Origin of the sequence: Rhodococcus ruber NBRC 15591 (assembly GCF_001894945.1) — a bacterium.
In the GTDB taxonomy this organism is placed as follows: Bacteria; Actinomycetota; Actinomycetes; order Mycobacteriales; family Mycobacteriaceae; genus Rhodococcus; species Rhodococcus ruber.
Genome location: NZ_BCXE01000036.1, coordinates 35429 through 50353, shown reverse-complemented (window position 1 = coordinate 50353; position 14925 = coordinate 35429). Strand labels below are relative to the sequence as shown.

At 68.8% G+C, this 14925-nt stretch carries 14 protein-coding genes and 1 tRNA gene; 8 read left to right on the top strand and 7 right to left on the bottom strand.

Features of this window, described 5'->3' with window-relative positions:
- Positions 1-2 precede the first annotated feature (2 nt).
- Positions 3-800: a DUF5602 domain-containing protein gene (locus tag RR3_RS21695; RefSeq protein ID WP_017681207.1), complete on the bottom strand. Its 798-nt coding sequence runs from the start codon at positions 798-800 to the stop codon at positions 3-5.
- A 2-nt stretch (positions 801-802) separates the two neighbouring features.
- The gene (locus RR3_RS21690; RefSeq protein WP_017681208.1) at positions 803-1603 is read right to left on the bottom strand and encodes a DUF5602 domain-containing protein; all 801 of its coding nucleotides are present in this window, start codon (positions 1601-1603) and stop codon (positions 803-805) included.
- A gap of 135 nt (positions 1604-1738) precedes the next feature.
- Here RR3_RS21690 and RR3_RS21685 point away from each other — a divergent pair, with 135 nt between their 5' ends.
- The 7 genes from RR3_RS21685 to RR3_RS21655 all read left to right on the top strand — a co-directional run bounded on the left by RR3_RS21685 (position 1739) and on the right by RR3_RS21655 (position 9660).
- Positions 1739-2170 (top strand): Fur family transcriptional regulator, encoded by a 432-nt coding sequence (locus RR3_RS21685; RefSeq protein ID WP_010594993.1) that lies wholly within the window; start codon positions 1739-1741, stop codon positions 2168-2170.
- A gap of 76 nt (positions 2171-2246) precedes the next feature.
- Entirely contained in the window at positions 2247-3707 is a 1461-nt protein-coding gene (locus RR3_RS21680; protein WP_017681209.1) for a catalase, read from the top strand.
- 295 nt (positions 3708-4002) lie between these two features.
- Complete coding sequence (locus tag RR3_RS21675) at positions 4003-4476, top strand: Dps family protein (RefSeq protein WP_010594995.1); 474 nt, start codon at positions 4003-4005, stop codon at positions 4474-4476.
- Positions 4477-4619: 143 nt separating this feature from the next.
- Positions 4620-5429: a metal-dependent hydrolase gene (locus RR3_RS21670; RefSeq protein ID WP_010594996.1), complete on the top strand. Its 810-nt coding sequence runs from the start codon at positions 4620-4622 to the stop codon at positions 5427-5429.
- 87 nt (positions 5430-5516) lie between these two features.
- Positions 5517-7292: a cholesterol oxidase substrate-binding domain-containing protein gene (locus RR3_RS21665; protein WP_064066516.1), complete on the top strand. Its 1776-nt coding sequence runs from the start codon at positions 5517-5519 to the stop codon at positions 7290-7292.
- A 126-nt stretch (positions 7293-7418) separates the two neighbouring features.
- Positions 7419-8864 carry a family 43 glycosylhydrolase gene (locus tag RR3_RS21660; RefSeq protein ID WP_064066517.1) on the top strand — a complete coding sequence of 482 codons (1446 nt, stop codon included), beginning with the start codon at positions 7419-7421 and terminating at the stop codon, positions 8862-8864.
- Positions 8865-8913: 49 nt separating this feature from the next.
- Complete coding sequence (locus RR3_RS21655; RefSeq protein ID WP_064066518.1) at positions 8914-9660, top strand: maleylpyruvate isomerase family mycothiol-dependent enzyme; 747 nt, start codon at positions 8914-8916, stop codon at positions 9658-9660.
- Positions 9661-9672: 12 nt separating this feature from the next.
- Here the strand turns inward: RR3_RS21655 and RR3_RS21650 are convergent, their stop codons facing one another.
- Both RR3_RS21650 and RR3_RS21645 read right to left on the bottom strand, forming a co-directional pair.
- The gene (locus RR3_RS21650) at positions 9673-10692 is read right to left on the bottom strand and encodes an ABC transporter substrate-binding protein (protein ID WP_064066519.1); all 1020 of its coding nucleotides are present in this window, start codon (positions 10690-10692) and stop codon (positions 9673-9675) included.
- Positions 10693-10772: 80 nt separating this feature from the next.
- Positions 10773-11993: a fatty acid desaturase family protein gene (locus RR3_RS21645; RefSeq protein WP_064066520.1), complete on the bottom strand. Its 1221-nt coding sequence runs from the start codon at positions 11991-11993 to the stop codon at positions 10773-10775.
- A gap of 353 nt (positions 11994-12346) precedes the next feature.
- Between RR3_RS21645 and RR3_RS21640 the strand changes: the two genes are divergently transcribed.
- Complete coding sequence (locus RR3_RS21640) at positions 12347-13102, top strand: TetR/AcrR family transcriptional regulator C-terminal domain-containing protein (protein ID WP_064066521.1); 756 nt, start codon at positions 12347-12349, stop codon at positions 13100-13102.
- On the opposite strand, the gene RR3_RS21635 is transcribed toward RR3_RS21640, so the two are convergent.
- The 3 genes from RR3_RS21635 to RR3_RS21625 form a co-directional block, all read right to left on the bottom strand.
- The gene (locus RR3_RS21635) at positions 13077-13583 is read right to left on the bottom strand and encodes a DUF5994 family protein (protein ID WP_064066522.1); all 507 of its coding nucleotides are present in this window, start codon (positions 13581-13583) and stop codon (positions 13077-13079) included. The genes RR3_RS21640 and RR3_RS21635 overlap by 26 nt on opposite strands.
- A gap of 195 nt (positions 13584-13778) precedes the next feature.
- Positions 13779-13852 (bottom strand) — tRNA-Pro (locus tag RR3_RS21630).
- 54 nt (positions 13853-13906) lie between these two features.
- Entirely contained in the window at positions 13907-14860 is a 954-nt protein-coding gene (locus tag RR3_RS21625; protein ID WP_064066523.1) for a metallophosphoesterase, read from the bottom strand.
- Positions 14861-14925 lie beyond the last annotated feature (65 nt).

Sequence of the window (14925 nt, the reverse complement as noted above, 5' to 3'; positions counted from 1 at the left end):
GCTCACGACGCCTCGCGCATCGTGAGCCCGCCGAGCTCGACGACGTACTGCCCGGCCGCGTCGTCCCACGTCACGGAGTAGGTGGTGGGGTAGTAGCCGGACTGCTGGTACGCGCTCGGCTGGCGCAGGTCCTCGTGCAGGTCGGGCCGGGAGGCGAGCCAGTCCCTGGTCATCATCGGCTCGATGAAGATGTGCCGGCCGTCCCACGAACCCTGCAGGACCGTTTCCGTGAAGTGCCCGTGCGGCTCGGTGGTGTCGAGCCAGTGCAGTCCCATTTTGGCGACGGTGCCGAGAATCGGCTGGGGGTCCGACGGTGCGTAGCCTTCCGGCAGATACTTCGGGTCTGGCAGCTTCGCGGCCCGTTCGAGATAACCGGGGACGAACGGGTGGATCGATTCCACCGTCGCGGTGTCCACGAGGTAGAAGTGCACGTCGAAGTGCGGCTGGTCGAACCCGTGCTCCGGATTGTGGCCGTGCGAGTTCCAGTCCAGCGTGACGTGGTCGACGACGGTGTCCGGCGCCCCGGCGGGCACGTCGAGGACGTAGGCCTCGGTGGTGGGCAGCAGACCGCTCGTGAGGCCGTCGAGTGCGGCCGCGTCGAGGCGGACGCCGATCGCGGTGGGAGTGCCGTCGGGGCCGACGGTGACGTACGTGTGGGCCGATCCGTTGCCGACCGGGTGCGGCGGGCCGTCGAGGGCCGTGGAACTCTGGGCTCCGGCCGCCGAGCCGAGGACGAGTGCTGTCGCCGTCGCCGTCGCACCGACGACTCCGAGCACCGCGAACGTGCGAAGATGCACCACTGTCACGACTCCTCTCGCATGGTGAGTCCACCGAGTTCGACGACGTATTCCTGCTCCCGGTCGTCGAAGCTCACCGAGTAGGTGGTGGGGTAGTACGCACTCTGCTGATAGGCCTCCGGCTGCTTCACCGGCTCGTCGACGGTGGGCCGGGTGAGCAGCCACTCACGGGTCATCATCGGTTCGACGAATGTCCATTCGCCGTCCCAGGATCCCTCGATGAGGATCTGGGTGAAGTCGTACTGTCCGGGTGCGATCGGCAGGGTGCCGTCGACCCAGTGCATCCCCATCTGCGGGACGAGTGCCACCTCCGGCGGGCCGGCGGGAACGTAGTCCGCAGGCATGTACCGTGGTTCGGGCATGTTGGCCGCCGACTCGGCGTATCCCGGTGCGGCCGGGTCGATCTCGTCGACCTTCTCGGCGGGGATCATATAGAAGTGGATGTCGAAGTGGGGCTGGTCGAACAATCCCACCGGTTCGTGCCCGTGCGGGTTCCAGTCCAGGGTCAGGTGGTCGAAGGCCGTCTCGTCCGCCTCGGCCGGGAACTCGAGCGTGTGCACCTCGAGGGCGTCGGCGAGCCCGTCGAGTGCCGTCGCCGAGAAGCGCAGCCCGATCGCCTGGGGTGTGCCGTCGTCGCCCGACTCGACATAGGTCCGTGCAGTGCCGTCGCCGACATCGACGGTGGGCCCGTAGGAGTAGGGCTCCGACTCCGAGTCGGAACCGCTGGAGCAGCCGAGCAGCAGGGTGAGCGCGGTGCCGGCCGCGATCGCGATCCCGGAGGCGCGAGAAATCGGGATGGTGCGCATGGCGGACCTCTTCCGGTGGGCTGAGAAGCAGGGTAGACCGCACCGAGGGGTCCGTTGTGTGGAATCGGAGGATCGTGCTCGCACCGATCTCGCCCATTTTCTTGACCTATTCCAGAAAAGGGGCATACTGGGGTCATGCACCGAACGGACGAGCCTGTCGACATCCCGGCGCAACTGCGCGCCGCGGGTCTGCGGGTGACTGCTCCGCGCGTTGCCGTGCTCGGCGCGGTTGCCGCGCACCCGCATTCCGATGCGGACGAGATCGCGGTCGCGGTGCGGAGCGAACTCGGCTCCGTCTCCACGCAGGCGGTGTACGACGTGCTCAAGGCGTGTGTCGGGGCCGGGCTACTGCGCCGCATCGAACCCGCCGGCTCACCCGCCCGGTACGAGACCAGGATCGGCGACAACCACCACCACCTGGTGTGCCGCAACTGCGGCGCGGTGACCGATATCGACTGCGTCGTCGGAGCGGTCCCGTGCCTCGTGCCCTCGGACGATCACGGATTCGCCGTCGACGAGGCCGAAGTGACGTTCTGGGGTCTGTGCCCCGATTGTCGAGAATCCTAGTTCAGCAACGCTTTTCCCTCCGCCACCACCGCATCCCGCGGTGGTGTGGCGGGCACCCTTCCTCAGGAGGATCACCATGACGAATCCCCGCCCCACCACGACCGGCGTCGGTATCCCCGTCGCGAGCGACGACGAATCGCTCACCGCCGGAACGCAGGGCCCCATCCTGCTGCACGACCACTACCTGATCGAGAAGCTCGCCCAGTTCAACCGGGAACGGGTCCCGGAGCGCGTCGTGCACGCCAAGGGCGGCGGCGCGTTCGGCGAACTCGTCGTCACGAACGACGTCAGTGCGTACACCGCGGCGAAGCTGTTCCAGCCCGGCACGAGAACCGAATCCCTCGTGCGGTTCTCGACGGTGGCCGGGGAGCAGGGCAGTCCCGACACGTGGCGTGACCCGCGCGGATTCGCGGTGAAGTTCTACACCGAGGACGGCAACTACGACCTCGTCGGCAACAACACCCCGGTGTTCTTCGTCAAGGACCCGATCAAGTTCCCCGACTTCATCCACTCCCAGAAGCGGCTGCCCGGTTCGGGACTGCGCGACCACACCATGCAGTGGGACTTCTGGACGTTGCGTCCCGAGACCGCGCACCAGGTGACGTGGCTGATGGGTGACCGGGGCATCCCCCGAACCTGGCGCTACATGGACGGTTTCGGCTCCCATACCTACCAGTGGGTCAACGCCGAAGGGGAGCGGTTCTGGGTCAAGTACCACTTCAAGACGAACCAGGGCATCGAATTCCTCACCCAGGCCGAGGCCGACCGGCTCGCCGGTACCGACCCGGACTACCATCGCGCCGATCTCCACGACGCGATCGAGCGGGGCGAGTTCCCCAGCTGGACGCTGAAGGTGCAGATCATGCCCCTGGCCGAGGCGGAGGGGTATCGCTTCAACCCGTTCGACCTGACCAAGGTGTGGTCCCAGCGTGACTACCCGCTGATCGAGGTCGGCACCTGGACGCTGAACCGCAACCCGCGCAACTTCTTCGCCGAGATCGAGCAGGCCGCGTTCGCGCCGTCGAACATCGTGCCGGGCATCGGACTGTCGCCGGACAAGATGCTGCTCGGCCGGGTGTTCTCCTACGCCGACGCGCACCGCTACCGCATCGGCGCGAACCACGCGCAGCTGCCGGTCAACGCGCCGAAGAACGAGGTGAACTCGTACTCGCAGGACGGCGCCATGCGGTACTCGTTCAACGACCCGGGCACCCCGGTGTATGCGCCGAACAGCTTCGGCGGCCCGCACGCCGACCCGCAGCTCGCCGGCGACGAAGGTCTGTGGGAGTTCGGCACCGAGGCGGTACGGGCCGGCTACGTCCGGCATGCCGAGGACGACGACTTCGGTCAGGCCGGCACGCTCGTGCGCGAGGTGCTCGACGACGCCGCTCGGGAGCGGCTGGTGGGCAACATCGTCGGACACATCCTCGGCGGAACCTCGGAGGCGTTGTACGGCCGGATCTTCGAATACTGGTCGAATGTCGACACCGACCTCGGAAAGAAGATCGAGGAGGGTGTCCGGTCGGGCCGGGCCTGACCGCGCGTCAGAGCAAGCCCCACCAGTAGAGGAGGGTGGCCAGTATCCACACGACGACCGTCTGCATCTCTTTGTCCTCCCTCGGTGCGGATTCTTCCTCCATCATCCGCCCGCGGGGGCACGGCCGCCACGGACACTCCGAGAACAGGGAGTCCCGTGTCCACTTCGTTGCCTGCGGCCGCAGGGAACCAGGCCACCGCCTCGGGCGTTGAAACAGGGCAGTATGTCCGAAGTACGACCGGCGCGACGTCCGTCGCCGCCGGGAGGCACATCGACACCGATAGGAGCTCGGATCATGACCGGACCCATCACCAGCACGCTGAATCCGGACCAGCAGAAGATCGCGGGGGATGCTCTGCAGGACACCCTGGTCGACATGATCGACCTGAGCTTGATCGCCAAGCAGGCGCACTGGAACGTCGTCGGCCCCCAGTTCCGCAGCCTGCACCTCGCCCTGGACGAGATCGTCACGGCCGCCCGGACCTACACCGACGAGGTGGCGGAGCGGCTCACGGCGATCGGCGTCAGCCCGGACGGACGGGCCACGACCGTCGCCCAGGACTCGGGCACCAAGGGGTTCGGTGCGGGTTGGACCAAGGACGAGCAGGTCGTCGCGTCGATCACCGACAACCTCTCGGCCGTCATCGGCCGCCTGCGCGAGCGCATCGCGGCGACGGACGAGGCGGACCCGGTCACGCAGGACCTGCTCATCGCCCAGACCGCCGGTCTCGAGCAGACGCATTGGATGTGGCAGGCCCAGCTCGCCTGAGCCGGTACCTCCCTCAGGGCCACCCGTTCCCGCGGGTGGCCCTTCGTGTGTTCCGGGCGATCGAACACCTGTGTTACTGGAGTGTCGGATGTGATTGCTACGTTGGCACCGGTCCGTTCTCCGATCGAAAGGTGCCTGCAGCGATGGTCATGGGTCCTACCCACGCGGTGTCCGGGGCGCTGGTCGGCCTCCTCGTCGCCGACGTGCTGCCCCCGGAGTGGGGTGGACCCGGCTCCACGGCGGAGACCTTCGCGTTCGCCGCGGTCTGCGCCGGCTCAGCCCTGCTGCCGGATCTCGACACCCCGCAGTCGACGGTGGCGCGGTCCTTCGGGCCGGTCAGTCAGGTGGCGGCGCGCGGCATCGACAACCTCTCCCTCGGCTACTACACGCTCACCAAGGGCCGTCGTGACCGTAGCCGCCGGGGTGGCCATCGCACGCTGACGCACACGGCCCTGTTCGCGGCCCTGCTGGGGGCGGGGGTGTCCATGCTCGTCGCCCGGTTCGACCGCGTCGCGGTCGTCGCCGTCCTGTTCGTCACGCTCGGCCTGGCGCTGCGCGGGCTCGCGGACGGCTGGGCCAAGCGCAACGGGTGGCTCGTGGTGACCGCGACCTCGGCGGTGTTGTCGGTGCTCATGTGGAACTGGTTCCCCGGCGAGGTGGGTTCGGTGGGCCTCGGGGTGGCGGTAGCGCTCGGATGCGCGACGCACTGCCTGGGCGACGCCGTCACCAAGGAGGGCATCCCGTTTCTCGCGCCGTTCGTGCCCTGGCGCGGCGAACGCTGGTGGGAGATCCGGATGCCCGGGTTCCTCGCCATCCGCGCCGGCGGCGCGTTCGAGCTGGCGATCCTCGGCCCGGCGCTGACGATCGCCGCGGTCGCGATAGCGGTGTGGTCGATCGACGGCGCGCCGGAACTCCTGCGCGAAGCCGTCGGGGTGTCGCGCGCCGGCAGCTGACGCGGATTTCGGAACCACTGGCATCGAAAGAGAACTTGTTCTATTTTTGCTCTGTTTCTGCCTCCCGCCAGATCGGAGCCCAGCCCGGTGAAAGCCCGCGATGCCCGGACGGACGGCGACCCCGTCTCCACCACGACCCTCAGCCGACGAGGCTTTCTCGGCGCCGCCAGTGCCGTGGGATTGACCGGTCTCGCCTGGAAACCCGCCGGCGCAGTCCCGGTCGGTGATCCGCGCGCCACCATTCCGGCGCCCCCGGCATTCCCCACGGATATCCCGCTGGCCCAGCAGCGCTTCGAGAACTGGGCCCGGACGATCCGCTTCGACGCGGTGTGGACCGCGACCGCACGCGATGCGCACGACGTCGTGCGCATCGCAGACTGGGCCCGCGCCCACGGCTACCGCGTCCGCCCGCGGGGCACCATGCACAGCTGGAGCCCGCTGACCGTCGTGCCCGGCGAGAGCGTCGAGAAGATCGTGCTGATCGACACGATGGCGCACCTGAACGCCGTCACCGTCGATCCCGCAGGAACGCCCGCCACCGTCACCGCCGGCGCGGGCGCGAGCATCGAATCGATCCTCACCGCGCTGGAGCAGCACGGCCTCGGGTGGGCCAATGCGCCGGCCATCGGCGACATCACCATCGCCGGAGCGCTGTCGATCGGCGCGCACGGCGCCACCTATCCGGCGGCGGGGGAGCGGGCGATCCCCGGCCAGTCGTTCGGCTCCCTGTCGAACCTCGTCGTCGCCCTCACCGCCGTCGTGTGGAACGGTGCCGCCGGCGCCTACGAACTGCGCGAGTTCCGTCGGTCCGAACCCGAGATCACGCCCCTGCTCGCCCATCTGGGTCGCAGCTTCGTCACCTCGGTGACCCTGCAGGCCGGGGCCAACTACCGGCTGCGCTGCCAGAGCTTCACCGACGTGCCGTGGCAGGAACTGTTCGCCCCGCCCGGCGCTCCGGGCCGCACCTTCGAGCGGTTCGTCGAGGAGTCCGGCCGAGTGGAGGCGATCTGGTTCCCCTTCACACAGACGCCGTGGTTGAAGATCTGGTCGGTGTGCCCCGAGAAGCCGCCGACCGCGCGCGAGGTGCACGGGCCGTACAACTACTTCTTCTCCGACAGCATCCCCGAGGAGGTCACCACGCCTCTCGGTCAGGTGGCGAGCGGGATGCAGGCCGCCACCCCGGCCTTCGGCGCCGCCCAGTTCGGGGCCGTCGCCGCCGGTCTCGCCGCCACCGGCACCGCCGACCTGTGGGGCTGGTCGAAGGACCTGTTGTTCTATCTGCGGGCCACCACGCTGCGCGTCGTCGCCGGCGGCGGGGTGGTCCTCACGCGGCGGGCGAACATCGCCCGCGTCATCCACGAGTTCACCACGTGGTTGCACGAACGGATGACCCACTACGCCTCGCTCGGGCAGTATCCGGTCAACATGCCGTTCGAGGTGCGCCTGTGCACCGTGGACGATCAGTCGGAGGTGCTCGTCGAGTCGGCGGGCCCGCCGAACCTGTCGGCCGTCCGTCCCCGTCCCGACCGGCCCGAGTGGGACACGGCCATCTGGATGAACGTCGTCTCCGTTCCCGGCACCGCGGGACAGTCCGCCTTCTTCCAGGAGATGGAGCAGTGGATGGCCGACCACTACTCCGGTGACTACGCGGCCTTCCGGTCGGAGTGGTCGAAGGGCTGGGCGTTCGACGCGGCGGGCGGATACCGGGATCCGAGGTTTCTCGGTGAGGTCGTCCCGGCGATGTACCGCACCGGACTGTCCGCCGACGAGGGCTGGGACGCGGCGCGCGCGTCGTTCGACCGGCACGACCCGCATCGGGTGTTCACCAACGGATTCCTCGATCGGTTGCTGCCGCCGGTGTGAGGCGCGGGACCGGTCCGAGGGCACGGTTCGGTTTCGATCCCGCCGCTTCCGTCGTTCACAACTCTCACATCAGTCACATCCGTATACATTTGCCCCGTTCCATGTGGGTGCGACGGTGGGAGCGACGTGCGGAAGTTCGAGACGGGGAAGAACGCGGGAGGCACGCACGCGGCGCGGCGCCACGTCCGTCGGGGGGCCGCCGCCGCAGCGCTGCTCGCCTGTCTGATCGCACCGGCGCCGTCGGCCGCGGCGAACCCGATCGTCGAGCCGGTGGCGGCCGACCCCAGCATCGTGCGGGCATCCGACGGGGCGTACTACATGTACACGACGGGTGACGACTGGGGCGACGGCCGGGGCCTGCGCGGGATGTCCGTCTTCACGTCCTTCGACCTCACGGACTGGAAGTACGTCGACGACGTGTTCTCCGAGATTCCCACCTGGCACCCGCCGGACAACTACGTGTGGGCTCCCCACGTGATCGAGTCGGACTCCGGCTACAGCCTCTACTACGCGCTCCCGGACGGGGCGAATCCGTGCATCGGTCTCGCCACCGCACCCGGACCGGCCGGCCCGTGGACCGACCTGGGTCGTCCCGTGTTCTGCGCCGAGGACGTCGGAGTCCAGGGCACGATCGATCCGTTCGTATGGGACGACGGCACGACGAAGACGATGTTCGTCGGGAATTTCAAAGGCGTCTACGCCATCCCGCTGAATGCGGAGGGAACCGCGCCTGCCGGCGAACCGGTCCGGGTCGCGGACGAACGCTTCGAGGGACCACACGTCGAACATCGCGACGGCTACTACTACCTGTTCCTCTCCTCCGGCCACTGCTGCAACGGTGCCGACACCGCCTACCGGGTCCTCGTCGGCCGGTCCGAGTCGTTGACCGGCCCGTACGTCGACCGCAAGGGCGACGATCTCGACGGCGGTGGCGGCGCGCTCATCCTGGCCGGCAGCGACCCGTGGGCAGGGCCCGGGCACAACACGGTGGTGACCGACGACGCCGGCGACGACTGGATCGTCTACCACGCGATTCCCCGCGACGATCTCCAGCTGCCCAGCGGCGCTCAGCGACGGGAGGGCATGATCGACCGGATCGTGTGGGCCAACGGGTGGCCGGAGATCGGCGACGGATCCCCGTCGTCGACCCGGCCCGCCGTTCCCCGAACGGATCTGCCCGTGCGCGTCTCCCTCACCGCGGACACGTCCACGACGCTGCCCGCGTCCGGCGGGGTGGTCGAGGCCACCCTGCTCGTCGAAGCACCCGACGACGCACCCTACATGGGGCAGGTGTGGGCCGGGGCGGTCCGCCCGAACGGCGAGGAAGGCGAGCCGGTCCTGGACCCGATCGACGTCGATCTGGCCGCGGGGGAAACCCTCGAGGAGCGGATCGCGTTCACGGTGAGCGACGGTGCGGCGAACGGCACGTACGGTCTGTACGCGTTCGCCGGCACCCACGGCGGGGAGATCGTCGAGTTCGGTGCCGTCACCGCCCGCAAGTCCGACGGCCTCTCGGACGTCGGGGAGCCCGTCGACGTGATGATGCTGCGCGTGCGCGAGACGGCGCGCTGACAGGAGGCGCTCCGGCAGGAAGCAGGTGCCCGGGACGCATAATCGAGGCGTGGATCGAGCGTCCTATCCGAAGCTGTTGCGCGCGGACACCGAGCGGCTGCTCGCCGTCGGCGAAGGCCGGCTCGACCGGCCGGTCCCGACCTGCCCGCGCTGGTCCGTCGAGCGGCTTCTCGGGCACGTCGGCCGCGTGCACCGGAACGCGGCAGCCTGGCTGCGGACCGGCAGTCGCGCCGAGATCCCACCCGCTCCGGCCGGGGCCGCCGTCCTCCCGTGGGTGCGGGACGGACTCGAGGAGTTGACGGAGGCCGTGCAGTCGGCCGATCCGCACGCCGACGAGCAGACCTTCGCCGGACCGCAGCCGGCGTCGTTCTGGGTCCGTCGCATGGCGGTCGAAACTGCGCTGCACCGGATCGACGCCGAGCTCGCCACGGGCGAGGGCACCACGCCCGTCGACACCGCACTGGCCGTCGAGGGCATCGACGAACTCTTCGGGGTGCTGCTCCCGTTCCGTGCCCTTGCCGGGACGGGGAGTGCCGGGTCGCCGTCCTGGTCGGGGCAGACGATGCACCTGCATGCGACCGACCCCGCCCTCGCCGCGAGCGAGGGCGAATGGTCGATCACCTTCGATGCCGACGAACCTTCCGTCGTCCACGCCCACGCCGAGGGGGACGTCGCAGTCCGCGGGCCGGCATCGGATCTGTTGCTCCTCCTGTGGAACCGGGCGTCCCTCGACCGGTTCGAGGTGTTCGGTGACGCCGCGTTGCTGACCCGTTGGCGCGACGAGGTGACGATCTGACGCAGCTGTCGGTTACTGCCGTGCGAGCAATCGCTCGAGGTCGTCGAGAACGAGCATTGCGCCGGTCGGGCCGAGTGCGAGGAACCACGTCTCGTCGCTCACCGCGACGGCGCGCCCCTGCTGCACGGCTGTGAGGCTCGACCACAGCGGGCCACCGACGACGGCCGCCTCGTCGGTTTCTCTGCCGTAGCTCGAGTAGAAGATCCGGTCGCCGTCCGCCTCCGTGATCGTTTCCGGGCTGACCTCGGCCGCAAGTTCCTCGATGTCCTGGACCGGCGGACGGCGCAGCCCGACGTCCTGCAGGATGACGCCGATGAACGAGAGGTTCCCGTACAGGCGGATCTTGCCGGACATGAACCGCACGAGCGAGATGCTCGGATCGCCCTGGATCGAGTCCCCCACCTCGTCGGCGCGGGTCTGATAGGCATTGAGGACCGACTCGGCCTTCTCCTCCTCGCCCAGCGCGTCCGCGACGAGCAGGAAATTCTCCTTCCACGGGAAACCGGGCCGGATCGAGAACACGGTCGGGGCGATGGCGGACAGCTGCGGGTACATCTTGTCCGCGCGGAGCTTGCTGCCGACGATCAGATCCGGCCGCAGCGTGCCGATGGCCTCGAGATCGAGGTTGTTGATCGTGCCCACGTCGGCGACGCCGGCGAGCCGGTCCGCGAGGTACGACGGCTGCTCCGCAGCGCCCTCGGGACTCGCGATGCCCACGGGAGTGAGGCCGAGGGAGAGGACGGCATCGAGTTCGCCGCCGTCGAGCACGACGACGCGCTGCGGCTTGGCCGCGATCTCCGTCTCGCCGAGAGCGTGGGTGACGACCCGGGGGAACTGTCCGGGCGCCGCGTCGCTGCCGAGCTTCGCCGTCTCCTCGTCGGCGGTGGCGAACAGCCGGCCACCGGTGGCGACGTCGGCGTTGCCGGCGCCGGTGTCGCGGGTCGACTCGGCGGCGCCGCCGCAGGCCGCGACCGTGAAGGTGACGAGCAGGGCCGCGGCGGTGAGGCGGCCGAGGTGTCTGAGCTTGTTCATTAGGGCAGGCTATCCTCACAGCCTGCTCTTCCGTGGCCCCGCCCCGGATGGTCACCCCGGTGCCGGGCAGGGTTCATCGCTCACCGGCGGTTGCGCCGGTCGAGGTGCAAGGTCCGCAGAACTGCCCGACGGCCGGGCCGAAGGGCCGCCGGCGGAACGACCGGCGCGGTAGCCGGGGAGCGGAACTTCAGTTCGGAGGCGGTTTCCGGGGCGTCATCGGAGGTCGCCCGCAGGAATCGATCGGGCAGCGCGAGCTTGTGGATCGTACGCAGAGTCAGAAGATACTGCCGCACAAGAGGACCCGTCGTGTACGGCAGATCGTACTTGTCGCACAGCGCCCGGATCTTCATGGAGATCTCTGCGTAGCGGTTGCTGGGGAGATCCGGGAACAGATGATGCTCGATCTGGTAGCAGAGGTTGCCGCTCAGGAAAGCCATCACCGCGCCGGCGCGGAAATTGGCACTTCCGAGCATCTGCCGGAGATACCATTCCGCCCTCGTCTCGTGCTCGAGCTCGACGAGGGTGAACTTCTCGGCGCCGTCGGGAAAGTGCCCGCAGAAGATCACCACGTACGACCACAGGTTCCGGAGCAGATTCGCGACCAGATCGGCCGTCAGGGTACGCCGCCAGCGACGACCGCTGAGCGCGGGGAAGACCAGGTAGTCCTTCAGCGATTGGCGGACAACCTTTCCCGTCAGTGCTCGCCGGTGGGCGGTCTTCTCGGCCTCGCTGCCGGCGTGCTCGTTCGCGGAATGCAGACCGTGCAGTGCGATCCCCCACTCGAAGGTGATTGCCAACAGCAGGTTTCGCAGCGGTTGCGCCAGATTGCCGGGCTGCCAAGGCTGGTCGCGGGTGATCCGGATGACGCCGAAGCCGAGGTCGTCGTCCACGCCGACGACGTTGTTGAAAACGTGGTGGCGGTAGTTGTGGGAGTGCCGCCACTGCGAGGAGAGCCCGGCCATGTCCCACTCCCACGTGGTGGAGTGGATTTCCGGGTCGTTCATCCAGTCCCACTGCCCGTGCGAGACGTTGTGACCGATCTCCATGTTCTCCACGCTCTTGGCGACAGCGAGGGCTGTCACTCCGAGAACCCACCCGGCCCGAGACCTGCTGGTGCAGATCATCAGCCGTGCAGCGACATCCAGTGCACGCTGGAACGCGATCGTGCGCCGGATGTAGGCGGCGTCCGCCGCCCCGAGCGACTCGGCGACATCCCGGCGGATCTCGTTCAGTTCGGTGCTCAGCGCCTCGACATCATCCGCGGTGAGGTGCGCATATTTCTTGATGTCGGAGATCGCCATGGTGTCCTTTCCGCATCGAGTTCGCAACGGGCGAGGTCGGATTCGGCCCCCGCTGCGGGAGCGGATCAACGGTGGGTGCGGTGGCCCACCGCGGCGCACGTCGTCGAGTCACGTTCTCGGTAGCGGGGCGGCCACGACGCCGGTGCGTGTCGGTCGATTCGCGACGGGATCCGCGGGGCGCCCCGCCCGTTCCGGCGGTCCCGACGAGCAGGACGTTCGGTCGCACAAGGTCGATCACGGCGGCCTCCCGAGGCCTGGGATGTAGGACCAGTCAACACCGCGTCACCGAGGGTGTCAACGCTGTAGACCTACAGCACAGGGCTACAGTGGACACGGACGGGAAGGAGTCCGTGATGCCGAAGACTCCCGCGGGCCGCCCGGTCGGACCCTGGGGCGGGAACATTCGGACCCGGGAAGCGATCCTCACGTCCGCGCTCGCGATCATCGATCGCGACGGCGTCGAGGGGCTCTCGATGCGCCGCCTCGGCAAGGCTCTCGGCCGGGATCCGATGATCCTGTACCGCCACGCGCCGAACAAGGCCGCCCTCCTCGACGGAGTCGCCGAGATCGTCCTCGGGCAACTGGTCGTCGACCCCCAGGACGGTGACTGGGAAGATCAACTAAGAACGGTGGCAAGGGATTTCCGTCGACTGGCTCTCGACCACCCGCACGTGGTTCCGTTGCTGGTCACCCGCCCCTTGGCCACGCCCCTCGCGCTGCGTCCGCTCGGAACTCTGCGTCCCCTCGAAGGTATCCTGACCCTGCTCACCCGGGCCGGCTTCACTGCGGCCGACGCCCTGCATGTCTACCGGGCCTTGTTCGGATTCCTTCACGGTCACGTCCTCGACGAGTTGCAGGAACTCGTCGAGCGGCCGGAGGAGTCCGACGACCTGCTCCGCCTGGGGCTGCATCGGCTACCGATCGGCGAGTTCCCTATCCTACGTAGTCTCGCGCCGATTCTGGCCTCCTACGACGGTGCCGCCGAGTTCGAGCGCGGCCTCGACGTCTTCTTTTCGGGCCTGACGGCCACACTGGACTCCGGGGGCGGCCGGTATCCGGACGAGCCGGCGCCGCCGGCCGATCCTACGAATCCGCCAACGTGCGCATGATGCCGTAGGCGTGGTCCGGTTCGGTGTCGGGGGACAGGAGCACCAGCACGAGTTGGGTGCCGTTGCACCCGAGGAAGTACATCGTGTGCGGTGGTTGTCCGGGTGCCGGTTCGCGCAGGGCGGTGCCGCCCGAGTCGAGGGTGAACTCGTCGATTCGTTTTCGCGAGATCTGCAGGGCGTTCCAGTCGAAGCAGACCCGGGCCACGGGTCCGAGGCGCAGGACGAGCGCGGAGATCAGGTCGTCCAGCTCGTCGGTGAGGTTCGTGGTCCACGGGAACCAGGAGCCGTCGATCGAGGACGGTGGTGCGGAGTTCGGCCGGAGCAGGAAGCGCGGCGTGTGGGCCGGTGTGGGAAATCGGGCAGGTGGGCGGTGCGACGGCACGGTGCGCTCGGGCGGCACGGGGCGATCGGGCGGCACGGAGCGATCGTGCGGCACGGAGCGATCGTCGGCGACGTGGGTGATGGCGTGGTTGTGCGTCATGAGACGCTCCTTGGGTGGCCTCGGGGAGGCCGGCTTGTCACCGGGAGGCGTCGAGCCGGATGCTCGAGACGGGAACGTGCCGGTCTGCTCACCGTACGTCACGATCACGGCGGACGTGCCGTGCCGAGAAACGGAGAACGAGATCGAGGCCTCTTCTCTGTGCGGAGAAGAGGCCCCGATCAGGTTCTTCACGAGTCGGGGTGGCGGGATTCGAACCCACGACCTCTTCGTCCCGAACGAAGCGCGCTACCAAGCTGCGCCACACCCCGTTTCGAACCTCGGTCAGCTTACAGCACGATGGGGGTGACGGTTAAATCGCCTGGTCAGCGCGGCGAAAACGTACTCCGGGTACCCGCGTCGGCGGTGCTTCGAGCCTGCTCCCGCGGCGCCGGAACCAGCGTCAGCAGCGTCGCCTCGGGACGGCACCAGAACCGGGCGGGTGCCGTCGGTGACGTGCCGATGCCCGCCGAGACGTGCAACCGCATGTGCGACCCCCAGCGCGACGGGCCCTTGACCCGCGACCGGTCCAGCCCGCAGTTGGTCACCAGCGCGCCGACCAGCGGCAGGCACAGTTGACCACCGTGGGTGTGACCCGCCATCACCAGGTCGTACCCGTCGTCCGCGAACCGGTCCAGCACCCGCGGTTCGGGCGAGTGGGTCAGCCCCAGCCGCAGATCCGCCGCCGGATTCGCGGGACCGGCGACGGTGTCGTACCGGTCCCGGTCGAGGTGCGGGTCGTCGACACCGGCTGCGCTGATGCGCACCCCGGCGATCTCGAGCTCGCGTCGCACGTGCGTGACGTCGAGCCAGCCGCGCTCGCTGAACGCGGCGCGCAGATCACTCCAGGGCAGTGGCGCGCCGTGTACGCGCTCGTGGTTGCGGTCGAAGTACTTCAGCGGGTTCTTCACCCGCGGCCCGAAGTAGTCGTTGCTGCCGAAGACGAACAGCCCCGGCCGGGCGAGCAGACCGCCGAGCGCCTGCACGACGGCGGGGACCGCCTTCGGATGCGCGAGATTGTCACCGGTGTTGATCACCAGGTCGGGTTCGAGGCGGTCGAGCTCGCGAAGCCAGTTCTGCTTGAGCCGCTGCCCGGGCGTCATGTGGATGTCGCTCAGGTGCAGCACTCGCAGCGTCGAGGCGTCCGGCGCGAGCACCGGCAGCGTCACCTCCCGCAGAGCGAAGGCGTTGCGCTCGACGAGCGTCGCGTAGCCGAGGCCGAGGACAGCGGCACCGGCCGCGCCGATCGCGGCACGTCGGAGAATAGGAACGTCTGGCACGTCTCCAGCGTACCGCCGAGGCTCGTCCGTGCACGGGTTCGTAGGGCACCGCGTAGCGTCGAGGC